This window comes from Halodurantibacterium daqingense (assembly GCF_042666235.1).
Taxonomy (GTDB): domain Bacteria; phylum Pseudomonadota; class Alphaproteobacteria; order Rhodobacterales; family Rhodobacteraceae; genus Halodurantibacterium; species Halodurantibacterium daqingensis.
The window spans coordinates 249,630-271,183 of record NZ_JBHTFQ010000003.1 but is presented as its reverse complement, the minus strand read 5'-3'; the positions used below and the strand labels follow the sequence as shown (position 1 = coordinate 271,183).

General features: G+C 65.0%; 19 protein-coding genes. 4 read left to right on the top strand and 15 right to left on the bottom strand.

Annotated features, from left to right (window positions below; genetic code table 11):
- Positions 1–416: 416 nt before the first annotated feature.
- The 12 genes from ACFQXB_RS07495 to ACFQXB_RS07440 all read right to left on the bottom strand — a co-directional run bounded on the left by ACFQXB_RS07495 (position 417) and on the right by ACFQXB_RS07440 (position 14,735).
- Positions 417–1,499 (bottom strand): FliM/FliN family flagellar motor switch protein, encoded by a 1,083-nt coding sequence (locus ACFQXB_RS07495; protein ID WP_377401515.1) that lies wholly within the window; start codon positions 1,497–1,499, stop codon positions 417–419.
- Between the two features lie 91 nt (positions 1,500–1,590).
- Entirely contained in the window at positions 1,591–4,275 is a 2,685-nt protein-coding gene (locus ACFQXB_RS07490; RefSeq protein WP_377401512.1) for an ATP-binding protein, read from the bottom strand.
- Positions 4,275–4,571 carry a hypothetical protein gene (locus ACFQXB_RS07485; protein ID WP_377401509.1) on the bottom strand — a complete coding sequence of 99 codons (297 nt, stop codon included), beginning with the start codon at positions 4,569–4,571 and terminating at the stop codon, positions 4,275–4,277. The genes ACFQXB_RS07490 and ACFQXB_RS07485 overlap by 1 nt, the downstream gene beginning before the upstream one ends.
- 1 nt (position 4,572) lies before the next feature.
- Positions 4,573–4,947, bottom strand: a complete 375-nt coding sequence (locus tag ACFQXB_RS07480; RefSeq protein WP_377401506.1) for a response regulator transcription factor — start codon at positions 4,945–4,947, stop codon at positions 4,573–4,575.
- A 76-nt stretch (positions 4,948–5,023) separates the two neighbouring features.
- Positions 5,024–6,322, bottom strand: coding sequence for a short-chain fatty acyl-CoA regulator family protein (locus tag ACFQXB_RS07475; RefSeq protein WP_377401503.1), 1,299 nt, complete (start codon positions 6,320–6,322; stop codon positions 5,024–5,026).
- A gap of 97 nt (positions 6,323–6,419) precedes the next feature.
- Positions 6,420–7,406, bottom strand: a complete 987-nt coding sequence (locus ACFQXB_RS07470; protein WP_377401500.1) for an ABC transporter substrate-binding protein — start codon at positions 7,404–7,406, stop codon at positions 6,420–6,422.
- A 25-nt stretch (positions 7,407–7,431) separates the two neighbouring features.
- Positions 7,432–8,235: an ABC transporter permease gene (locus tag ACFQXB_RS07465; RefSeq protein ID WP_377401879.1), complete on the bottom strand. Its 804-nt coding sequence runs from the start codon at positions 8,233–8,235 to the stop codon at positions 7,432–7,434.
- 263 nt (positions 8,236–8,498) lie between these two features.
- On the bottom strand, positions 8,499–9,395 hold the full coding sequence (locus tag ACFQXB_RS07460) for an ABC transporter permease (protein WP_377401497.1): 897 nt from the start codon (positions 9,393–9,395) through the stop codon (positions 8,499–8,501).
- Positions 9,396–9,820: 425 nt separating this feature from the next.
- On the bottom strand, positions 9,821–10,600 hold the full coding sequence (locus tag ACFQXB_RS07455; RefSeq protein WP_377401494.1) for an ABC transporter ATP-binding protein: 780 nt from the start codon (positions 10,598–10,600) through the stop codon (positions 9,821–9,823).
- On the bottom strand, positions 10,600–12,051 hold the full coding sequence (gene hydA / locus ACFQXB_RS07450) for a dihydropyrimidinase (RefSeq protein WP_377401491.1): 1,452 nt from the start codon (positions 12,049–12,051) through the stop codon (positions 10,600–10,602). Before hydA ends, ACFQXB_RS07455 begins: the two co-directional genes overlap by 1 nt.
- A gap of 48 nt (positions 12,052–12,099) precedes the next feature.
- Entirely contained in the window at positions 12,100–13,350 is a 1,251-nt protein-coding gene (locus ACFQXB_RS07445; protein WP_377401488.1) for a Zn-dependent hydrolase, read from the bottom strand.
- 59 nt (positions 13,351–13,409) lie between these two features.
- The gene (locus ACFQXB_RS07440) at positions 13,410–14,735 is read right to left on the bottom strand and encodes an aspartate aminotransferase family protein (protein WP_377401485.1); all 1,326 of its coding nucleotides are present in this window, start codon (positions 14,733–14,735) and stop codon (positions 13,410–13,412) included.
- 250 nt (positions 14,736–14,985) lie between these two features.
- Between ACFQXB_RS07440 and ACFQXB_RS07435 the strand changes: the two genes are divergently transcribed.
- Positions 14,986–15,642 carry a TetR family transcriptional regulator C-terminal domain-containing protein gene (locus ACFQXB_RS07435; protein WP_377401482.1) on the top strand — a complete coding sequence of 219 codons (657 nt, stop codon included), beginning with the start codon at positions 14,986–14,988 and terminating at the stop codon, positions 15,640–15,642.
- A gap of 36 nt (positions 15,643–15,678) precedes the next feature.
- On the opposite strand, the gene preA is transcribed toward ACFQXB_RS07435, so the two are convergent.
- Together preA and ACFQXB_RS07425 are read right to left on the bottom strand one after the other, a co-directional pair.
- The gene (gene preA, locus ACFQXB_RS07430) at positions 15,679–16,983 is read right to left on the bottom strand and encodes an NAD-dependent dihydropyrimidine dehydrogenase subunit PreA (protein ID WP_377401479.1); all 1,305 of its coding nucleotides are present in this window, start codon (positions 16,981–16,983) and stop codon (positions 15,679–15,681) included.
- 55 nt (positions 16,984–17,038) lie between these two features.
- Entirely contained in the window at positions 17,039–18,373 is a 1,335-nt protein-coding gene (locus ACFQXB_RS07425; protein WP_377401476.1) for an NAD(P)-dependent oxidoreductase, read from the bottom strand.
- A 291-nt stretch (positions 18,374–18,664) separates the two neighbouring features.
- Here ACFQXB_RS07425 and accB point away from each other — a divergent pair, with 291 nt between their 5' ends.
- From accB to aat, 3 genes are all read left to right on the top strand, one after another.
- Entirely contained in the window at positions 18,665–19,156 is a 492-nt protein-coding gene (gene accB, locus ACFQXB_RS07420; protein ID WP_377401473.1) for an acetyl-CoA carboxylase biotin carboxyl carrier protein, read from the top strand.
- A gap of 9 nt (positions 19,157–19,165) precedes the next feature.
- Positions 19,166–20,512 (top strand): acetyl-CoA carboxylase biotin carboxylase subunit, encoded by a 1,347-nt coding sequence (accC, locus tag ACFQXB_RS07415; RefSeq protein ID WP_377401470.1) that lies wholly within the window; start codon positions 19,166–19,168, stop codon positions 20,510–20,512.
- Positions 20,513–20,579: 67 nt separating this feature from the next.
- On the top strand, positions 20,580–21,212 hold the full coding sequence (gene aat / locus ACFQXB_RS07410; RefSeq protein WP_377401876.1) for a leucyl/phenylalanyl-tRNA--protein transferase: 633 nt from the start codon (positions 20,580–20,582) through the stop codon (positions 21,210–21,212).
- Here the strand turns inward: aat and ACFQXB_RS07405 are convergent.
- On the bottom strand, positions 21,176–21,553 hold the full coding sequence (locus ACFQXB_RS07405) for a DUF2155 domain-containing protein (RefSeq protein ID WP_377401467.1): 378 nt from the start codon (positions 21,551–21,553) through the stop codon (positions 21,176–21,178). The two genes, aat and ACFQXB_RS07405, sit on opposite strands and share 37 nt — an antisense overlap.
- Position 21,554: the final 1 nt, after the last annotated feature.

The window sequence follows — 21,554 nt, the reverse complement described above, 5'->3', positions numbered from 1 at the left end:
TTCTGCCTTTTCTGCCCTCTGGTTCGCCCGTTTGCCGGGTCTGACGCAGAGTCTAGCCAGAAAAGCCGCGCGACGCCAGAGAGCAATCGCGCCCCGGCGCCGATCGGCAAGGATCCGGCACGGGCGGGCCTGCCGCCGCGATGGACGCTCACGTCTCTTTCACTCGACGCGGGGGGCACTACGGGACAGAGCTGAAGGCCCTCCGGTCAAGCGCCGGCACGGAGCTCGGGACAGGCGCGCGCCGAGCGAGGAGCTGTGGTGCAGGTGCCGCGGCAGAAGCCAGAAGCGGGCCGTGCCAAGCTCGGCGTGACGCTCAAAGTGCTGATCCAGCAGTTGGTGCGGCAGACGGACGCCACGAAAGCGGCCTGACAAGAACGGTTCGCCCGCAGCCCGAAGCAGATCGTCGAAAGATCCCTTCAGTCGGAGTTCAGGAAATCGCCCACGATCGGCGCCACCATCGGAAAGCTCGGATCCTGATCGGCATCTTCGTCCGAGGGCACATCAAGGTCAAAGGCCAGCGGCGGAGCGCTCGGGAGATCCGGCATGCTGGACGGCGCCGGCGCAAGGGCTTCAAGCGAGTCATCCCCGTCCGCACCGGAATCGGCTTCGCACAGGCGCAGGGCGCGCAGTCCCTTCAGGGCGCCGAGCTGCCCCTCGATCAGGGGGCGCCCGCCCTTGCCCTGCAGGATCACATGATCCAGTGCTGCGGCAGGCAGTGGCACCAGCGTTCCGGGGGCGAAACCGGCCACCGCCGAAAGCGGCAGGGTCATGCGGTGCAGCACGGCCTCGACCTCGGCGGGCGCCGCCAGAACAGCCTTGCTCAGCGCTTCGCTCCAGGCACGGCCATCCTGCTGCGTGAGCGCCGCCGCCGAGGCCCTGTCCCGCAGCGGCCTGCGCAAGACTCCGCGTCCCCGCGCGGGCACCGCAAGAAGCACCTCTCCGCGACGCAGGCCGGCCGCCAGCCTGACGTCGATCCGGAACACCCGCAGCGGCGCGTCGTCGAGGATCAGCGCAAGGGGCCGCGCCTCGGGCAGGAACGAGGCATAGCGAAAACCACCCGCCCAGATCTCGTCCGGAGTGCCCGAAAGCCCCTCTTCGAAGCCCTGCATCAGGCAATCGATGAACGTGGCCGTCATGACCGCGTCGGTCCGCGTCGGGCGGCGCGCAGGCGCCTCGGAGGCCGTGACACGGCCTGTCGTCTGCATCTCGATCAGCCCGGCCAGCACGCCGGGAGAAATCGCAAGAAGCCCAAGGGCATCGCGCGGCCCTTCAAGAACCGCGAAAAGGGACAGATCCTCGGTCAGCTCAAGAAGCTCGGCAAGGGACAGGATCTCATCCAGCACCACAGTTGCCAGCGTGTCGAGTTGCAGAACCTGACGCGATGCCTTGCCCAGCGCCAGCGTCAGCGCCCGTTCCGGCGTTACAGGCGCAGGTTCGGGCCGCTGGCGCATGCCCGCTGTCTTGCGCCGGAGAATTGACTGCACACCATGATCAAGCATGTCCCATCCGCCTTGCAGAACCGACGGCAAGATCCCGTCTGCCCCCAGCATGGCGCGACAGAGTTACCAATTCGTTGACCTTGCTGCCCGCTCAGCCCTTTGCAGGTGTCCGCGGGAAACTGACCCGGAAGGATGCGCCCCCCTGCCCGGGAATATAGGTAATCGTTCCGCCAAGTTTCTTCATGATTTCCCGGCAGATAGCCAGCCCCAGCCCCGCTCCGCCCGCCTTGGTCGTATCGGTGAGCCGTGCGAATTTCTCGAAGATCAGGCTTTGGCTTTTCTTCGGGATGCCGGATCCGTTGTCGGTGAAATCCACCCGGACGATGCCGCGCCGCTCCTTCACCCTGATGCTGAGTCGGGGCGCCTCGGCATCGCAATACTTGCGCGCATTCGAAACGATGTTGATGAACACCTGCGTGAGCCGCCCGATATCGGTGGTGACCGTCACCTGTTCGGTACTCAGGTCGCGGTCGATGGTGAACTCGCGTTCCGGGGCGATCGAGGCCGAGGCGATCACCGCCCGGTCGATCAATGTCTTGAGGCTGGCGGTTTCTTGGTCAAGCTGGACTTGTCCATGTTCAAGAACGCTCAGATCCAGAAGGTCGTCCAGCAGCCGCGTCAGCCGGATCGCTTCATCATGGATGATCCCGGAAAACCGCACGCGCGCCTCTTCATCCAGCGCCGCGCCGTCGCGCAATATCTCGGAAAAGGCCCGGATCGAGGTCATCGGCGTGCGCAGCTCATGGCTGATCTGCGACAGGAAGGCATCCTTCTGAACGGACAGCTCGGTCAGCTTTTCGTTCACCTCGCGCAGCTGGCGGGCCGTGCGCGACAGCTCTTCGGACTTGGCCTCAAGCTGGCTGGAGTATTCCATGATCTCGGCCCGCTCGTTCGCGACGGCCATCAGATCCTCGACGGAAACAAAGGCGCCACCGACGATCTGGCCGACCATCGCATGCGCCGTGGCCGAACCGACCGAGCCGGCAAGGCGCCGCTCCAGTCTTTCGATGAAATCGGGCGTGGTGTCGGGAAGCCAGCCGGCCTTGCCCTGTGTTTCGGCCTCGGACTGGAAGAAGGCCTGCGCCTCGTCGGGGCCCAGGATACGCTGCGCCATGACCAGCAGGTCTTCCGCCTCGGCCGAGCTTTGGCTCCAGCTCCGCGTGCCGGTGTTCAGGTCAAAGACATTGACGAATTGCGCGCCCTGCACGCGTTCGATCGGGCTGGGGAACGTCGCGATCGAAAAGATGAAGAAGGACACGACATTCAGCAGCAGACTCCAGACGATCGAGTGCAGAAGCGGGTCCATCCCGTTGAGCCCCATGAGCGCCCAAGGCCGCAACCAGCCGATCCCCCACGGCCCCTCGGCCAGAAGCGCCGCGGAAAAGACCACATCCGGGCCGAAGGACGGCAGGAACAGGGTATAAAGCCATATCGCAAAGCCCACCAGCAGCCCCGCCGCTGCCCCGATCCGCGTCGCCCCCCGCCAGAAGATGCCCCCCAGAAGCGCGGGCAGAACCTGCGCCAGGCCCAGGAAGGCGATAAGCCCGATCGAGGCCAGCGCCTCGGACCCGCCGGTGATGCGGAAATAGGCATAGCCCAGGGCCAGCACACCGGCGATGGAAAAGCGCCGCGCCCGCAGCACCACCCGGCGCACATCCCCCTGGCCACTGCCGCCGCGCGCCGCGAGCGAGAGCCAGAGCGGCATGACCACATGGTTCGAGACCATCGTCGCAAGCGCAATCGCAGCGACAATCACCATCGAGGTCGCCGAGGAAAAGCCCCCGAGGAAGGCGAGCATCGCCAACCCGCCGCGATCAAGCGCCAGCGGCAATGTCAGCACGAAGAGATCGGGATTGGCATCGGCGGGCAGAACCTCGAGCCCGATCACCGCGATCGGCACCACAAAGAGGCTCATCAGAAACAGATAAAGCGGAAAGGCCCAGCTTGCCGTGGCCAGATGGCGCTCCTCGGAGTTCTCGACCACCATCACCTGAAACATCCGTGGCAGGGTCAGGATCGCGGCTGCGGACAGGAAGATCAGCCCGGCCCAGCGCCCCGGATGCGGCTGCCATTCGGCAAGCGGCGATGCGGCAATGCGCTGTGCCATGTCGCCCAGACCATCCGCCACTACCCAGACAACAAAGACGCCGACCGCCACCAGTGCCACCAGCTTGACGACGGCCTCGACCGCGATGGCGATCACCACACCATGATGCTGTTCGTTGGCGTCGAGATTGCGGGTGCCAAAGAGGATCGTGAACAGGGCAAGCCCCGCCGCCACCCAGATCGCGGTCAGGTTCAGATCGGCCGGCGCCCAGCCTGGCGTGTCGGCGGCAAAAACCGCGAAGGACAATGTCACCGACTGCAGTTGCAGTGCGATATAGGGGGTAATTCCCACAACGGCGAGCACCGTCACGATCACACCCAGCAGGTTCGATTTGCCATAGCGGGCCGAAACCAGATCGGCGACCGAGGTGACGCGGTGGATCTGGCCGATGCGCACCAGCTTGCGCAACACCCACCACCAGCCCACGAACACAAGCGTCGGGCCCAGGTAGATCGTCACGAATTCAAGCCCGGACCGCACGGCATAGCCCACGGCGCCATAGAAGGTCCAGGCGGTGCAGTAGATCGACAACGACAGTGTATAGATGACTGATGAGCGCAGCCAGCGCAGCCGTGCCCCTGCGGCGCGCCGTTCGACCAGAAAGGCTACAAGGAACAGCATCGCCACATAGGCGAGGCAAACGACGACCAGGATATTGAAGGGAACCATCAGCCGGGACCGGACTCGTCGCCCGGCGGGCGGGCGTCAGGTTCGTCATCCTCGCTGCGGATCAGGGGGTGCGACAGAAGGGCGGCAACGATGATCAGCAGCAGCCATAAGGCGAAAAGGTAAAACTTGGTCCGGGCGGTATCCAGAGCGCCGCCCGACGGCATCCACAGCAGCGGCATCAGCATCAGCACCGCGCCCAGCACCGGCAGCAGCCGCGCCGCATCCATCATCCGCCGCCGCCGATAGCTTTGCCGGGCAAGATAGAGCGGCCGACGCGGGTTCGGCGCGGCGGCCATCTCAGGCCCCCTGCCCCAGCAGCTGGCGCACGGCCTCAAGCATCTCGGCGTTCGAGAAAGGCTTGGTCATGAACCGGCTCGCGCCATAGCGCTCGGCCAGATCACGGTCACGCGGCTGGCCCTTGGCGGTCAGCATCAGCACGGGCAGCGCCGCGAGCCCCGCATCGCTGCGCAGATCGTGCAGGATGTCGAAGCCACTTTGCCCCGGCAGCATCACGTCCAGGATGATGAGATCGGGCGCGGCATCGCGGATCCGGGCAAGCGCCGTTGTGCCGTCGGCATGGCTGCTGACCTGCCAGCCTTCGCGCGACAGGATGAAGCGGATCGCCTCGATGATGTTCGGCTCATCCTCGATCAGAAGGACATGCTTGTCCATTTTCCCCCTTCGACCGTCTCCTCCCGGCCCTGGTAACTATCGACAGTTTCTGCAGCGGTGTCAAAACCCCAGTGGCCTATCCTTCTGCAACAAGCGAGGGCTCGCGGCGGGCCGGGCATCCGATCCTGGGGCAGATCCTGCAACTGCTGCCCACCGCCTGCGCCGGGGCAGCCTCGGTGCCCGGAGCCGGCAGGATCAGCATCAGTGCCTGCAGGACCTGCGGCCCGTCGAAGCCACCCGGATGCGACGGTTGGCAGAATGCGAAGGTCAGAAAGCGGCGAGGAACCCGCCCGGCCATTTCCACGGTCGCCCGGATCGGCGTCATGGGGCGCGACAGCGCCTGATACAGCGGCCAGAGAGGACAGGCTGCGCCGAAGCGGGGCAGTGGAAAGCCCTCGATCGCCTTGCGGAACGTCAACGTCCCCGAGGCATCGCAGCTTACCAGGCCCATGGCGCCATCTTCGTTCGGAAGGCTCGCAAGCCGACGGAAGACCGCAGGCAGATCGGTGCCGAACCGCAGGGCAAGCCGCCCCGGATCGGGGCCTTCCTGCACCAGCGCCGCCCGGAACGCCGCCAACGGCATCGCGCGCGCATCCGCCAGATACCGATGCAGGTGATCACGTGCCAGCGCTCGTGCCGAGGTGCTCGCCAGTTCCCCCGCCGCGGCGATCAGCGCGTCGGGCGCCGGCGGCTGCGCGCGCTCCAACGCCGCGATGTGATAGCCTTGGGCCGCAAGCCATTGTTCAAGCTCTTCCTGCGGGGCAGCAAGGCCGGTCTCTTCCTCGGCCGATGCATCGAGATACGCCACAAGAGCCTCGGCCCCTGCGGCCAGCCGTTCGGTATCCGCCTGCAGGTTCCGGTGGAAGCGCGCACGCCAGTCGGGATCTATATCCTCGGTTTCGGCCAGGATGGCCGCGGTCGAGCGCACCGACGTCACCGCCGAAAGCACCTCGTGCAGCGAGGAGGACAGATGCGGGTCATGGGTCATGCGGTCGGTCAGCCGCTCGACCGTCTGTTCAAGCGCGATCATGCGCGCATATTGCGCCGCCAGAAGCGCCGACCAGCCCGGAAAGCGGCCGACGAACTCCTCGATCCGGTCAAGCTCGGGGAACGGGGCGCGGTTGGCCGAGGCCGCCGCCCCGCGCAGCCCCTCCAGCAGCGCGGCCTCGGCCCCTTCAATCAGCGCCGCCGGTTCGACCCCCAGCGCATGTGCAAGGGCCGCCAGATGCGCCTCGCCCACCCGGCGGCGGTTATGCTCGATGAGGTTGAGATAGGATGCGGATATACCGGCGGCGCGGGCCAGTTCGGCCTGGCGCATGCCGATCAGCACCCGCCGTTCGCGGATCCGCGTTCCCGTCAGCGCATTGCGCGGCATCGTCCCCCCCGGCGCGCGTCATACGCGCCAGGGCAGTTTACAGGCTTTTCACGCCACGCCAAGGGTTTGCGGCCGACGGCGTGGCAGGACAGGTCCTCTAGTCTGCAAGGGCCGCGTCGGTGATGGCAAGGGTGTAGGCGCCTTCGGGTTCCGCCGAGATCACCGGATCGGACCCGCCGCCCAGCAGGGTTGCCACGGTCCGTTCGTAATCCTCCACGTCGAGGGCACCGTTCGATCCGGCGGTCAGCTTGGCAACCTCCGTCATCATGCGGATCTGATGGCCTTCGGTCTGCGCGCCGGTATCATCATAGTCCAAGACGATCATCGCGGCCTCTTCGGGGTTTTCCTCGGCCCATTTCCAGCCGCGCATGCTGGCGCGGACAAAGCGGACCAGACGGTCCTCGAATTCCGCGTCGCCCAGACGATCCTCAAGAACGTAGAGCCCGTCCTCCAGCGTCGCCACCCCCTGATCCTCGTACTTGAAGGTAATCAGATCGTCCTCCGAGATGCCCGCGTCGATGACCTGCCAGTACTCATTATAGGTCATCGTCGAGATGCAGTCGGCCTGACGCTGCAGAAGCGGATCGACGTTGAACCCCTGCTTGAGCACGGTGACACCGCCCTCGCTGCCGTCCGTGGGAATGCCGAGCGTGCTCATCCAGCTCAGGAACGGGTATTCGTTGCCGAAGAACCAGACGCCGAGGGTGCGGCCAGGAAAATCATCCGGGCTGGTGATGCCGCTTTCACGCAGGCAGGTCAGCATCATCCCCGATGACTTGAAGGGCTGCGCAACGTTGACCAGCGGCAGCCCCGCTTCGCGCGCGGCAAGTGCCGCCGGCATCCATTCCACGATGGCGTCAGCACCACCACCGGCAATCACCTGCGGCGGCGCGATATCCGGGCCGCCCGGCTTGATCGTGACGTTCAGGTCCTCTTCTTCGTAGAACCCGTTCTCAAGCGCCACGTAATAGCCCGCGAACTGGGCCTGCGTGACCCATTTGAGCTGCAGCGTGAAGTCATCCGCCGCCTGCGCCGCACCTGCAAGGCCGGTCAGGGCCAGCGCGCTCGTCATCAGCTTCTTCATTCTTCTTACCTCCGTGTTGTTATCCTTATCCACGGCCCCGCTGAGACGGGTGCCAGAATGTCACCCGCCGTTCGATCACCGAGACAAGCCCGTAGAAGGCCGAGCCCGCTAGGGCCGCGACCGTTATCTCTGCCCAGACCATATCAAGCCCCAGCCGCCCCACCTCGGTCGAGATGCGAAAACCCATGCCGCGGATCGGGCTGCCGAAAAATTCGGCAACAATCGCCCCGATCAGCGCCAGCGTCGTCGAAATCTTCAGCCCGTTGAAGATGAAGGGCATCGCGGCCGGCAGACGCAGCTTGATCAGGGCCTGCCAGTAGCTGGCGGAATAGGTATGCATCAGGTCGCGCTGCATCGCATCGGCGGCCCGCAACCCCTCGACCGTGTTCACAAGCACGGGGAAGAACACCATCACCACAACCACGGCCGCCTTCGACTGCCAGTCAAAGCCGAACCACATCACAAGGATCGGGGCGATGCCGATGATGGGCAGGGCCGCGACGAAGTTGCCCACCGGCAGCAGCCCGCGCGTGAGGAAGGGCGAACGGTCGATCAACACGGCGGTGATGATGGCAGCCCCGCAGCCGATGGCATAGCCGCTCAGCGCGCCCTTGACAAAGGTCTGGACAAAATCCACCCAGAGGATGCTGGTGCTGGTGGCAAAGCGCGCGGCAATCGCCGACGGCGCGGGCAGGATCACGCGCGGCACGCCGGCGCCGGTCACCGCCGCCTCCCACAGCCACAAGAGCGTCAGGCCGAAGATCACCGGCGCGGCCAGGCGCAGCGCCCTCCCCGCGGTCGAACGTTCGGCGATCCATGACACCAGCATCCATGCGCCCAGCCAGACCCCGGCGACCGCAGCCCAGTATCCGGAACCCGCCGAACCGTCGGCCGCCGCCAGAACCCACATTGCCGCCAGAACCAGCAGCACCCCGGCAATGGGTGCCCGCCACGCGAATTGAAGCCAGTCGCGGGCAAGGCCCAACGCCGCAAGCAGCGCCAGTGCCAGCGCCGCCGCAACGGGCGCATCCAGCGCCAGCGCCAGAACCACGGCGATCACCAGGCCCAGCGCCTGAGCGTTTCCTGCCGCGCTCATCGTGCCATTCCCATGCGGCGCAGGGTCAGACGTTGCAACCAGCCGATTGCACCAACCATCAGCCCGGCCAGAACCGCAGCCCCGATCAACGCCGCCCAGATCTGCACCGTCTGCCCGTAATAGCTGCCGGCCAGAAGCCGCGCCCCCAGCCCAGCCACCGCGCCGGTCGGCAATTCGCCCACGATCGCCCCGACAAGCGACGCCGCGATCCCGACCTTGAGCGAGGCAAACAGGTAAGGCATCGACGACGGCAGCCGCAGCTTCCAGAACACCTGCGGCTGACTGGCGCTGTAGGTCTTCATCAGATCAAGCTGCATGTGGTCCGGCGCACGCAGCCCCTTCACCATGCCCACCACCACCGGGAAGAACGACAGATAGGCCGAGATGATCGCCTTGGGCAGCAGCCCGGAAATCCCCACCGAATTCAGCACCACGATGATCATCGGCGCAATGGCAAGGATGGGGATCGTCTGACTGGCAATGGCCCAGGGCATGACCGAAAGGTCCATCGCACGATTGTGCACGATCCCCACCGCGAGAAGAATTCCCAGCCCGGACCCGATTGCAAAGCCAAGCAGCGTCGCCGAAAGCGTAATCCAACCGTGATAGATCAGGCTGCGGTTCGACAGTGTCCCCGACTGCACGATGCCGCGCCGAGAGGTAAGTTCCTCGACCACGGTCGAGTTCCAGAGCTCGACCACCACCTGATGCGGCGCGGGCAGCACCGGACGATCCTGGGCAAGTGTATCGCGCAGGATGTCGGAGAACGTGACCTCCTGCCCCGCCCGCGCAGCCTGATCCCGCGTCCATTGCGCGTTCATCCACACCGCGCCCGCATACCAGATCACGATGATGGCCATGACGACAGTCAGAACCGGCAGGGTGTTACGCATGGGCATGCCTCCGCCCCGGACCTGCAACCGGAAGGTCGGAATGCCATGCAGCGCGGCCGCAGAACCAGACCCCCGTGCAGAGAGGCAATCCCGGCGCAGGTGCATCCGGGGCGCGTCCCGTCCAATGACGCACATCCCGAATTGGCCTGAGGCGGCTGCCCAGCCCCTGCTCCCGCTTTGGGGCATCGGCACGGATCTCTGCAATCGGCCCTTCGCAAGTGATCCTGACGGAACCCCCTGTCCCTGCATCCTTGGCCATGAAGCCCCGGCCGGCTCTCGGCCGGTGGAGGCCGCGCGTCGTTTCGGAACCCGTCGGCTTGTTGAGCCGAGCCAGCCAGCCGGCCGCGTCGATCCATCGATGGGCAGTCCCGGCCTTGCACGGCGGGACCGCGACAGGACCATGGCTGGCCTTCGGAGTTCGCCCCTCAGTCATGACCATGCCCCGCACGCAGCCCTTCGCGGACCCGGTGCGCCACCTCGATGAATTCCGGCGTGTCGCGGATGTCGAGCGGGCGTTCGCGCGGCAGTGGGCTTTCGATCACATCGGTGATGCGGCCGGGGCGGGGCGACATGACGACGATCTTCGTGCTCAGATACACCGCCTCGGGGATCGAATGGGTCACAAAGCCGATCGTCTTGCCGGTGCGCGCCCAAAGCGCCAGAAGCTGTTCATTCAGATGGTCGCGCACGATTTCGTCCAGCGCACCAAAGGGTTCGTCCATCAGCAGGATGTCGGCATCGAAGGCCAGCGCGCGGGCGATGCTGGCGCGCTGCTGCATCCCGCCCGAGAGCTGCCACGGGAACTTGTTGCCAAAGCCCTTCAGTTCCACCAGTTCGAGAACCCGTTCCACCCGCGCCGCCTGTTCGGCGCGGTCAAAGCCCATGATCTCCAGCGGCAGCCTGATGTTGCCCGCGATGGTCCGCCACGGATAAAGCCCCGCCGCCTGAAACACATAGCCATAGGCGCGGGCCTGGCGGGCCGCATCGGGGGTCATGCCGTTGACGGTCAGGCTGCCTTCGGTCGGGTGTTCCAGCGCCGCCACGGCGCGCAGGAAGGTCGTCTTGCCACAGCCCGACGGACCGATGAAGCTCACGAACTCGCCCTTGCCGATCGTCAGGTTCACGTCCTTGAGCGCGTGGACCGGCCCATCATTGGTCTGGAAGGTCAGCCCGAGGCCGCGCGCCTCGATCACTGCATCTGACATCAGACACCGCTCGCCGGGATGCCGCTGCGTTCCACGGGACGCGGCGCCGTCAGTTCCTTCCACTGGCTGAGCGCCCGGTTGACCGGGCCGTTCGGCTCGCGGGCGATGAACTCGCCGTGGCCTTCCTTGCTGCTCATCGCGCCCTCGGTCACGGCGACATGGCCACGGGTCAGGGTGAAGCGGGGCAGGCCCTTGACCTTCTGCCCCTCGAACACGTTGTAGTCGATGGCGGATTGCTGGCGGCTGGCGCTGATTGTCTTTTCCGCCTGCGGGTCCCAGACGACCAGATCGGCATCGGCCCCTTCCAGCACCGCCCCCTTGCGCGGATACATCCCCATGATCTTGGCGACATTGGTAGAGGTCACGGCTACGAATTCGTTCATCGTGATCCGTCCCGTATTCACCCCGTGGGTCCAGAGCATCGGCAGCCGATCCTCCAGCCCGCCGGTGCCGTTCGGGATCTTTGTGAAATCCCCCTTGCCGAACCGTTTCTGATCGGTGGTGAAGGCGCAATGATCCGTCGCGACCACCTGAAGCGAGCCTGCCGAAAGCCCGGCCCAAAGGCTGTCCTGGTGCTGCTTGCTACGGAAGGGCGGCGACATCACGCGGCGGGCGGCATGGTCCCAGTCAGCGTTGAAATACTCGGATTCGTCCAGCGTGAGGTGCTGGATCAGCGGCTCTCCATAGACCCGTTTGCCCTGCATCCGGGCGCGGCGGATCGCTTCGTGGCTTTCCTCGCAGCTTGTATGGACGACGTAAAGCGGCACGCCCGCCATATCGGCAATCATGATGGCGCGGTTCGTCGCCTCGCCTTCGACCTGCGGCGGACGGGAATAGGCATGGGCCTCTGGCCCGCGGTTGCCCTCGGCCAGAAGGCGGGCGGAAAGCTCGGCCACCACGTCACCGTTTTCCGCATGGACCATCGGCAGCGCGCCCAGTTCGGCGCAGCGGCGGAAGCTCGCGAACAGCTCATCGTCATTGACCATGAGCGCGCCCTTGTAGGCCATGAAATGCTTGAAGCTGGTGATGCCCCGATCCACCACCTCCTTCATCTCGTCAAAGACCTGCTCCGACCACCAGGTGATCGCCATGTGATAGGAATAATCGCAATGCGCACGAGTGGACTTGTTGTGCCACATCGAAAGCGCGTCCAGAAGGCCCTGCCCAGGAGCGGGCAAGGCAAAGTCGATCACCATCGTCGTGCCGCCGGCCAGCGCCGCCCGGGTGCCGCTGTCGAAATCATCGGCGGAATAGGTCCCCATGAAGGGCATTTCCAGATGGGTATGCGGGTCGATCCCGCCGGGCATCACATAGCAACCGGTGGCGTCCAGCACCTTGTCGCCGGAAAGCCCCTGCCCGATCTTCGCGATCCTGCCCCCCTCGACCAGCACATCCGCCTTGTAGGTCAGATCGGCGGTGACGATGGTCCCGTTCTTGATGACAGTCGTCATCTGCAAGCTCCCTGTTTGACACTGCAGGCGGGTTGATCCCGCCTTGCCTCATTCGACGATTTCGGCCGTCTCCAGCACGGCATGTAGCAGGACATTGGCGCCGGCGGCGGCCCAGTCCTTCGTGATCTCTTCCGCCTCGTTATGGCTGAGCCCGTCGACGCAGGGGCACATGACCATGGCGGTCGGCGCCACCCGGTTGATCCAGCAGGCATCGTGCCCGGCCCCTGAAACGATGTCGCGGTGGCTGTAGCCAAAGCGTTCGGCCGCGCGGCGCAGGGCATCGACACAGGCATCATCGAAGGTGACCGGATCGAAATGGCCCGTCACCTGCATGTCGAAGCCAAGGCCCATGTCCTCGGCGATCTTGCGGGCCTCGGTTTCCAGCCGGGCTTTCATGCCGTCCAGCTTCGCCTGATCGGGCGAACGGAAGTCCACGGTGAACACCGCCCGGCCCGGGATCACGTTGCGGCTGTTGGGATAGACATTGGCCTGCCCCACCGCGCCTACCGCATCGGGCTGGTGATCCATCGCGATCTTGTGCACAAGCTCGGTGATCCGCGCCATGCCCAGCCCCGCGTTGACGCGCATGTTCATCGGGGTCGAGCCGGTATGGGCGTCCTTGCCCGTGAGGGTGATTTCAAGCCACCAGAGCCCCTGCCCGTGGGTGACGATGCCGATATCCTTGCCCTCGGCTTCCAGGATCGGGCCCTGTTCGATATGCAGCTCGAAAAAGGCCTTCATCTTGCGGGCACCGACGGCCTCGTCGCCCTTCCAGCCGATGCGGGCCAGTTCGTCGCCAAAGCGTTTACCCTCGGCATCGACACGATCATAGGCCCAGTCGAGGTCATGCAGCCCCACGAATACCCCTGAGGCCAGCATGGCCGGCGCGAAGCGGGTGCCCTCCTCGTTGGTCCAGTTGGTGACGACGATGGGGTGCCGGGTGCGAATACCCATGTCGTTGAGGCTGCGGATCAGTTCCAACCCGCCAAGAACCCCCAGAACCCCGTCATACTTGCCGCCCGTGGGCTGGGTATCCAGATGACTGCCGACATAGACCGGCAGCGCGTCAGGATCGGTGCCGGCGCGGGTGGCGAACATTGTTCCCATCTGATCGACGCCCATGGTGCAGCCCGCATCCTCGCACCACCGCTGGAACAGCGCCCGCCCCTCGGCATCGGCATCGGTCAGGGTCTGGCGGTTGTTGCCGCCGGCAAGGCCGGGGCCGATCTTGGCCATCTCCATCAGGCTGTCCCACAGCCGGTCAGCATTGATCTTCATGTTCTCAGCGGGTGCTGGCATGGTCACTCTCTCTGTTGGTCGTTCGGGGGGCGGTCTTGGTGCCGCCCTTCCGGGCCTTGTCAGGCCAGTTTCCTGAGCACGTCGCCCAAGGTGCCGATGAGCTGGTCGATATGCTCCTTCTCGATGATCAGCGGTGGCGACATGGCGATGATGTCCCCGGTGGTGCGGATCAGCACCCCCTTGTCATAGCAGTCGAGGAAGGCCTGGAAGGCGCGCTTGGTCGGCTCGCCTGCGATGGGTTGCAGTTCCACCGCGCCGATCAGGCCTTCGTTGCGGATGTCGATCACATGCGGCAGGCCCTTCAGGCTGTGGATCGCCTCTTGCCAATAGGGGGCGAGTTCGGCCGCGCGTTCAAACAACCCTTCCTCGCGGTAGGTTTCCAGCGTGGCGATGCCGCAGGCCGCCGCAATCGGGTTGCCGGAATAGGTGTAGCCGTGGAACAGCTCGATCATGTGTTCAGGGCCTTGCATGAAAGCATCATGCACCTCGGCCGTGGTCAGAACCGCCCCCATCGGGATGACGCCATTCGTGAGGCCCTTCGCTGTCGTCATCATGTCGGGCAGCACGTCGTAATGCTGCGCGGCAAAGGCACTGCCCAACCGGCCGAAACCGGTGATGACCTCGTCAAAAATCAGCAGGATGCCGTGCTTTTTCGTGATGGCGCGCAGCTTTTCAAGATACCCCTTGGGCGGCAGCAGCACGCCGGTCGATCCGGCCATCGGCTCAACAATCACAGCGGCGACCGTTTCCGGGCCGTGCAGCGCGATGATCCGCTCCAGATCGTCGGCCAGATGCGCGCCGTGTTCGGGCTGGCCCTTGGTGAAGGCGTTTTCCGGCAGATGCGTATGCGGCAGATGATCGACACCGGCCAGAAGCGTGCCGAAGAACTTGCGGTTGTTGACGATCCCGCCGACGGAAATGCCGCCGAAGTTCACCCCGTGATAGCCGCGTTCGCGCCCGATCAGCCGCGTGCGCGTTCCCTCGCCCCGCGCCCGGTGGTAGGCGATGGCCAGTTTCAGTGCGGTTTCCACCGACTCCGACCCCGAGTTGGTGTAGAACACATGCTCGATCCCCTTGGGCGCGATGTCGATGATGCGGTTTGCCAGCTCGAACGCCTTGGGATGGCCCATCTGGAAGGCCGGGGCATAATCCAGCTCGGCCGCCTGTTTCTGGATCGCCTCGACGATCCGGGGCCGTTTGTGCCCGGCATTGCAGCACCAGAGACCGGCGGTCCCGTCCAGCACCTGCCGCCCGTCGGCGGTTGTATAGTGCATGCCTTCCGCCGCCACGAACATCCGCGGCGCCTTCTTGAACTGACGATTGGCGGTAAAGGGCATCCAGAACGCATTCAGATCGTTCGGGACTGCATTGCGATCGAGCGCCATCTGGCGATCCCCCATGTTCCGCTGCCGTGCGCCGGCGGCGCGGGTTGCTTACATATTTGACCAAATGGTCAATCTCAGGCTAACAGAGCGCGATACCCAGTCAAGGCGAGAGATCCGCGCTTTGCAATGGGCATTCGGCACCTGCCCGTTTTTCAGGCGATGAACGAACAGGCGCTGCACCGACCGGGGCGGGGCTTGAACTTTGCCGCCAAAGCGGGCGGGATACGCGACCAAGAACGACAGGAATGCCATGCCTCCCTCGCAACCCACAAGCGCCACCACCCCAGCCCCGAGAAGCCGCACGCGCATCCAGCGCAAGAACCGCAAGGCGATCCTGGATGCGGCGCTCGATGTGTTCTCGCAGCACGGATTCCGCGGCGCGACGCTTGACCAGATCGCCGAGGGTGCGGGCCTGTCCAAGCCGAACCTGCTTTACTACTTCCCCTCGAAAGAGGCGATCCATGTCGCGCTTCTGACCGGTTTGATGGACACCTGGCTTGACCCGCTGCGCGATCTTGATCCCGATGGCGACCCGGTCACCGAGCTTCTGGCCTATGTGCGGCGCAAACTGGGCATGAGCCGGGACTTTCCGCGCGAAAGCAGACTGTTCGCGAACGAGATCCTTCAGGGTGCCCCGCGAATGCACGAGGCGATCCTTGCCGAACTCAAGCCCCTTGTGGACGAAAAGGCGAAGATCATCGCCAACTGGGTCGCCGCGGGACGGATCGCGCCGGTGGATCCGCATCATCTTGTCTTCACCATCTGGGCCACAACCCAGCATTACGCCGATTTCGACATTCAGGTGCGGCTGATCCTTGGCGACACGACAGATCCGATCGCCGGGGCCGAGGCCCATCTGCAGACCTTGTTCCGCCGTCTTCTTGCCCCCGCCCAGTCGCCGCGGTGAATCCGGCGGCGGCCAGAACCGCCGCCAGAATGCCGACTATTCCGCAGCACGGGCCATGGGGTTGTTGGGGTGCATCGTCCAGTCCTGCGGCCGCGCTTCGACCACGCGACCGGTGCGCGGATCGGCGGTGCCGGGCAGAAGCTGCTCCATCGTGATGCAGTTCTCCACCGGACAGACATTGACGCAGAGGTTGCAGGCGACGCATTCGTCGTCCTTCACCTCGAACACCCGGCCGGGGTTGATGGCAATGGCCTGATGGCTCGTATCCTCGCAGGCGGCATAGCAGCGGCCGCATTTGATACACAGGTCCTGATCGATCCGCGCCTTGGTCACATAGTTCAGGTTCAGATACTGCCAGTCAGTCACATTCGGCACCGCCCGGCCGACGACCTCCTGAACCGAGGTGATGCCCTTTTCGTCCATCCACTGCGACAGGCCCGAGATCATTTCCTGCACCACCTTGAAGCCATAGGTCATGGCGGCGGTGCAGACCTGCACGTTGCCGGCGCCCAGCGCCATGAACTCGGCCGCGTCGCGCCAGGTGGTGACACCACCGATGCCGGAAATGGGGATGCCGCGCGTCTCGGCGCTGCGGGCGATCTCGGCCACCATGTTCAGCGCAATCGGCTTGACCGCCGGCCCGCAATAGCCGCCATGGGTGCCCTTGCCGTCGATCATCGGCTCGGGGCTGAAACTGTCGAGGTTCACGCCGGTGATCGAGTTGATCGTGTTGATCAGGCTCACCGCATCGGCACCGCCCCGCTTTGCGGCCTCGGCCGGTTTGCGAATATCGGTGATGTTGGGGGTCAGCTTGACGATGCAGGGCATGCGGCTGTGCTGCTTGACCCAGCGCGTCACCATCTCGATGTATTCCGGCACCTGCCCCACGGCGCTGCCCATGCCGCGTTCGGCCATGCCATGCGGGCACCCGAAGTTAAGCTCGACCCCGTCCGCGCCGGTATCTTCGACATGTTTCAGGATCGCCTTCCAGCTTTCCTCGTCGCAGGGCACCATGAGGCTGACGATCAGCGCCCGGTCCGGATAGTCGCGCTTGACCGACTTGATCTCGCGCAGGTTCACCTCCAGCGGGCGGTCGGTGATCAGTTCGATGTTGTTGAGGCCCAGAAGCCGCCGGTCCGCGCCCCAGACCGCGCCGTAACGGGGACCATTGACGTTGACGACGGGGGGCCCTTCGGCGCCCAGCGTTTTCCAGACGACGCCGCCCCAGCCGGCCTCATAGGCGCGGCGGACATTGTATTCCTTGTCCGTCGGCGGGGCCGAGGCCAGCCAGAACGGGTTCGGTGACTTGATGCCGATGAAATCGGTCGCGAGATTGGCCATGATGCTGGTCTCCCTGATGTCGGATGCGCCCCCGGTTGGCCCGGAGACCTTTGTGTCAGGCGGTAAGCGCGGCGTGGATGTCCTCGGCGGCGTCGCGGCCCTCGGCCACGGCAGTCACGGTCAGGTCGTCGCCGCCCCGCGCGCAGTCGCCCCCCGCCCAGACGCCCGGCAGGGTGGTGCGGCCGGCGCCGGTGACGGCGATCTTGCCACCCTCGATCGCAAGCCCCTCGGCCCCGCCCTCCAGCGTCTGGCCGATGGCCTTGAAGAGCTGATCGGCCTTCAGGCGGAACGTCTCGTTCCCGATGGTCAGCCCCGCGCCGCTGTCATGGGTATAGGCGAATTCGACCTCGCGCACTGCGCCGTTGCCGATCACGCGCAGCGGCACCGCGTTGCAGATGATCCGCACGCCGGTCACCTGCGCATGTTCCTGTTCATGACGCGAGGCGCTCATCCGGTCCTGACTGCGCCGATAGACGATGGTGACATTCTCGGCGCCCAGAAGCCTGGACTGCACCGCCGCATCAATGGCCGTCATGCCCCCCCCGATCACCACCACATCGCGGCCCACAGGCAACAGTGTCTTGTCCTCGGCCTGCCGAAGATCGGCGATGAAATCGACGGCGCTGCGCACCTCGCCCTTGTCTTCACCCTCGACCCCCAATGCGTTCACACCAGCCAGCCCGACAGCGAGAAAAACCGCGTCATGTTCGGCCCGCAGCGTCTCGAGGCTGATGTCACGGCCAAGGGCCATGCCGTTGCGCAGCACGATGCCACCGATCGACAGAAGCCACGCCACTTCCTCCTGGGCAAAACGCCCGGCAGCCTTGTAGGCCGCGATTCCGTATTCGTTCAGCCCCCCGGCCTTGGGGCGGGCGTCATAGATGGTGACGTCATGGCCCTTCATGGCCAGCCGATGCGCGCAGGCAAGGCCCGCAGGCCCCGCGCCCACGACCGCGACATGCCGCCCCGTCGGCTCGGCCCGCACATAGGGATGCACGCCGCGCGCCATCAGCGTGTCGGTCGCAAAACGTTGCAGGCGCCCGATTTCAACCGGCTTGCCTTCGGCGGCCTCGCGCACACAGGCCTCCTCGCACAACTGTTCGGTCGGGCAGACCCGGGCGCACATGCCGCCCAGGATGTTCTGGTCAAAGATCGTGCGCGCCGCCGCTTCGGGCGTGCCCGTGGCAATCTGGCGAATGAACAGCGGGATGTCGATCGTGGTAGGGCAGGCTGTCATGCAGGGCGCATCGTGACAGAAATAGCACCGATCGGCTGCCACCCGCGCCTCGTGCGGATCAAGCCGAGGCTCCAGATCCGAGAAATTGCGGGCGATGGTTTCGGCTGGCAGGCGACCCGGCACCACGCCGGGGGTCAGCTGGCTGTTGGTCAAGGTCGGTTTCTCCCGTTGGTTGGTTGTTCCTTTTTTGAAAACGCTGCCACAGGGCCATTTTTTTATCAAACGGTAAATTTCTACTCCGGATGAATTCCGGAAGCTGCGCGCAAATCCGGCTCTCTCGCAGGGCAGATGCCCGAAAAATGACCGCAGCGGCCCTGGCGGGTGGCCTGCCTTGCCCAGGAGGCGCTGAAAGGGCGCTTTTCACCTCTGCCCTGCTGACGTATAAGCGGCAGAGCTTTGGTCCGGCTGCCCGGCAGTCCGGCCATCAGACCATTCGAGGACGGCATGACAAAAGACCGCAACACCGAAGACGTCGCCTTCATTCAGGCCCTGGCGGAACTTCTCAACAAGAACGATCTCACCGAGCTTTCCGTCAAACGTGAATACGGCGAAAACGACAGCCTGAACGTCCGGGTCTCCAAGCAGACGAATGTTGTCACCACATCGGTCAGCGCCTCTCCTGCCGTCGCCGCACCGGCTTCGGCGCCTGCCGCAGCCAGCGGGGCAAGCGCACCGGCCGCCGACAGTGATCCGGCGCAACACCCGGGCGCGGTGACCTCGCCCATGGTAGGCACGGCCTATCTGGCGCCCGAACCCGGCGCGGATGCCTTTGTCAGCGTCGGCGCCACGGTCCGGGAAGGTCAGACGCTGATGATCATCGAGGCCATGAAGACGATGAACCACATCCCGGCCCCCCGCGCCGGCACCGTGCGCCGGATCCTCGTCGCCGATGGCAGCGCCGTGGAATATGGCGCGCCCCTGATGATCATCGAGTAAGGCACCAGAATGTTTGACAAGATCCTGATCGCCAACCGCGGCGAGATCGCGCTTCGCGTCATCCGGGCCTGCCGCGAGATGGGGATCAAATCGGTCGCCGTCCATTCCACCGCCGATAGCGACGCAATGCATGTGCGCATGGCAGATGAGGCGATCTGTATCGGCCCGCCGGCCTCGTCCGACAGCTACCTGTCCGTCCCGGCCATCATCTCGGCCTGCGAGATCACCGGCGCCGAAGCCATCCACCCCGGCTATGGCTTCCTGTCGGAGAACGCCAATTTCGTTCAGATTGTCGAGGATCACGACATCACCTTCATCGGCCCCTCGGCCGAGCATATCCGGATGATGGGCGACAAGATCACCGCCAAGGAAACGATGAAGGCACTTGGGGTGCCCTGCGTTCCCGGCTCCGATGGCGGCGTGCCGGACATGGACAGCGCCCGTCGTGTGGCGGAAGAAATCGGCTATCCCGTCATCATCAAGGCAACGGCCGGCGGCGGTGGACGCGGCATGAAGCTGGCCCGCACCGCCGAGGATCTGGAAAATGCCTTCCGCACCGCCCGTGCCGAAGCAAAGGCTGCCTTCGGCAATGACGAGGTCTATATCGAGAAATACCTCGGCCGGCCGCGCCATATCGAGATCCAGGTGTTCGGAGATGGCAAGGGCAGCGCCGTTCACCTGGGTGAGCGGGATTGTTCGTTGCAGCGCCGCCACCAGAAGGTGTTCGAAGAGGCCCCCGGCCCCGCCATCGACGCCGAGACCCGCGCCCGCATCGGCAAGACCTGCGCCGACGCCGTCGCGCGCATCGGCTACCGCGGCGCCGGCACCATCGAGTTCCTGTTCGAGGACGGCGAGTTCTACTTCATCGAGATGAACACCCGCCTGCAGGTGGAACACCCGGTGACCGAGGCGATCTTCGGTGTCGATCTGGTGCGCGAACAGATCCGGGTGGCCTGTGGCCTGCCGATGTCCTTCGGTCAGGATGATCTGGTTCTGAACGGCCACGCGATCGAAGTCCGGATCAACGCCGAAAAGCTGCCAAACTTCGCGCCCTGCCCGGGGATGGTTAACGTGTTCCACGCCCCCGGAGGGCTGGGCGTCCGGATGGATTCGGCGCTTTATGGCGGCTATCGCATCCCGCCCTATTACGACAGCCTCATCGGCAAGCTGATCGTGCATGGCCGCGACCGGCCCGAGGCGCTTGCCCGGTTGAAACGTGCCCTGGGCGAACTGATCGTCGATGGTGTCGAGACAACGGTGCCGCTTTTCCATGCGCTGCTGGAAGAGCCCGACATCCTGAACGGCGATTACAACATCCACTGGCTGGAAAAGTGGCTGTCCGAGAATCTTGGCTGATGCCTTTGGGGGGCCCGGTGCGCCGGGCTCCGCCCCGCGGCCTGCACGAGACGCCTTGATGGTGCCGCTGCTGATCACTCCCGACATGCTGCTTGGGGCCTATGCCTCGGGCATCTTTCCGATGGCCGAATCGCGCACCTCGGACGAGGTGTTCTGGATGGATCCCCATCATCGCGGCATCTTTCCCCTGGACGGCTTTCATATCTCGCGGTCACTGCGGCGCCGGATGCTGCGTGGTGCCCATGAGATCCGGATCAACGGCGACTTTGGCGCTGTAATCGACGCCTGCGCGGAACGTCCGGAGACATGGATCAACCGCCCGATCCGCGACATGTATCTGGCGCTCCACCGCACAGGGCACGCGCATTCTCTGGAGGTCTGGGAGGACGGGATGCTGGCGGGTGGCGTCTATGGCGTCACGCTCGGAACGGCGTTTTTCGGAGAAAGCATGTTCTCGCGCCAGCGGGATGCATCGAAGATCGCGCTGGCCTATCTGGTGGACCGGTTGCGAACAGCAGGATTCACGCTCTTCGACACCCAGTTCCTGACCCCGCATCTCGCAAGCCTTGGGGCAATCGAGATTCCACGCGCCGCCTATCGCCGCCGCCTTGCGCGGGCCTTGCAGCGCGAGGCCGACTTCGTCACGGGCGAAATCCCCGCGGCTCAGGATGTGATACAGCGCAACAGCCAGAGGTCGTAGCGCGAATGATCCATCGCATTGAGCGCCGGGCTGTCCGCGATCATCCAGCCCTCGAAAACTGCCGCATCGGGATAGAGCTGATCATAGACCGTCAGATAGGCGAAGGCATTCGAGGAAGGATCCTCGGCCGGATAGCGGCATTCGGTCAGAAGGATGATGAGACGGCCCTGCGTCGCCTCGATTCCGGGTTGCAGTTCAACATCGACCGCCGCACCCGAGACCTTGTCAAGCCAGCGGACAACCGCCCCCTGGCCCGGCAGGACCTCTTGTGCAGCCGCGCCGCTGCTGGCACAGAGCGCCAGGCTCAGCGCAATGGCGCGGGCAAGACGGGCACGGGTCATT

Bases quoted from the DNA above. Each gene is read 5' to 3' on its own strand.
- ACFQXB_RS07485 (WP_377401509.1), bottom strand. From the start codon at position 4,571: ATGGCCGCCGCGCCGAACCCGCGTCGGCCGCTCTATCTTGCCCGGCAA.
- accB (WP_377401473.1), top strand. From the start codon at position 18,665: ATGACAAAAGACCGCAACACCGAAGACGTCGCCTTCATTCAGGCCCTG.
- ACFQXB_RS07490 (WP_377401512.1), bottom strand. From the start codon at position 4,275: ATGGTTCCCTTCAATATCCTGGTCGTCGTTTGCCTCGCCTATGTGGCG.
- ACFQXB_RS07455 (WP_377401494.1), bottom strand. From the start codon at position 10,600: ATGTCAGATGCAGTGATCGAGGCGCGCGGCCTCGGGCTGACCTTCCAG.
- accC (WP_377401470.1), top strand. From the start codon at position 19,166: ATGTTTGACAAGATCCTGATCGCCAACCGCGGCGAGATCGCGCTTCGC.
- ACFQXB_RS07470 (WP_377401500.1), bottom strand. From the start codon at position 7,406: ATGAAGAAGCTGATGACGAGCGCGCTGGCCCTGACCGGCCTTGCAGGT.
- ACFQXB_RS07445 (WP_377401488.1), bottom strand. From the start codon at position 13,350: ATGCCAGCACCCGCTGAGAACATGAAGATCAATGCTGACCGGCTGTGG.
- ACFQXB_RS07465 (WP_377401879.1), bottom strand. From the start codon at position 8,235: ATGCTGGTGTCATGGATCGCCGAACGTTCGACCGCGGGGAGGGCGCTG.
- ACFQXB_RS07495 (WP_377401515.1), bottom strand. From the start codon at position 1,499: ATGCTTGATCATGGTGTGCAGTCAATTCTCCGGCGCAAGACAGCGGGC.
- ACFQXB_RS07435 (WP_377401482.1), top strand. From the start codon at position 14,986: ATGCCTCCCTCGCAACCCACAAGCGCCACCACCCCAGCCCCGAGAAGC.
- ACFQXB_RS07440 (WP_377401485.1), bottom strand. From the start codon at position 14,735: ATGGCGCTCGATCGCAATGCAGTCCCGAACGATCTGAATGCGTTCTGG.
- hydA (WP_377401491.1), bottom strand. From the start codon at position 12,051: ATGACGACTGTCATCAAGAACGGGACCATCGTCACCGCCGATCTGACC.
- ACFQXB_RS07460 (WP_377401497.1), bottom strand. From the start codon at position 9,395: ATGCGTAACACCCTGCCGGTTCTGACTGTCGTCATGGCCATCATCGTG.
- ACFQXB_RS07475 (WP_377401503.1), bottom strand. From the start codon at position 6,322: ATGCCGCGCAATGCGCTGACGGGAACGCGGATCCGCGAACGGCGGGTG.
- ACFQXB_RS07480 (WP_377401506.1), bottom strand. From the start codon at position 4,947: ATGGACAAGCATGTCCTTCTGATCGAGGATGAGCCGAACATCATCGAG.
- preA (WP_377401479.1), bottom strand. From the start codon at position 16,983: ATGGCCAATCTCGCGACCGATTTCATCGGCATCAAGTCACCGAACCCG.
- ACFQXB_RS07405 (WP_377401467.1), bottom strand. From the start codon at position 21,553: ATGACCCGTGCCCGTCTTGCCCGCGCCATTGCGCTGAGCCTGGCGCTC.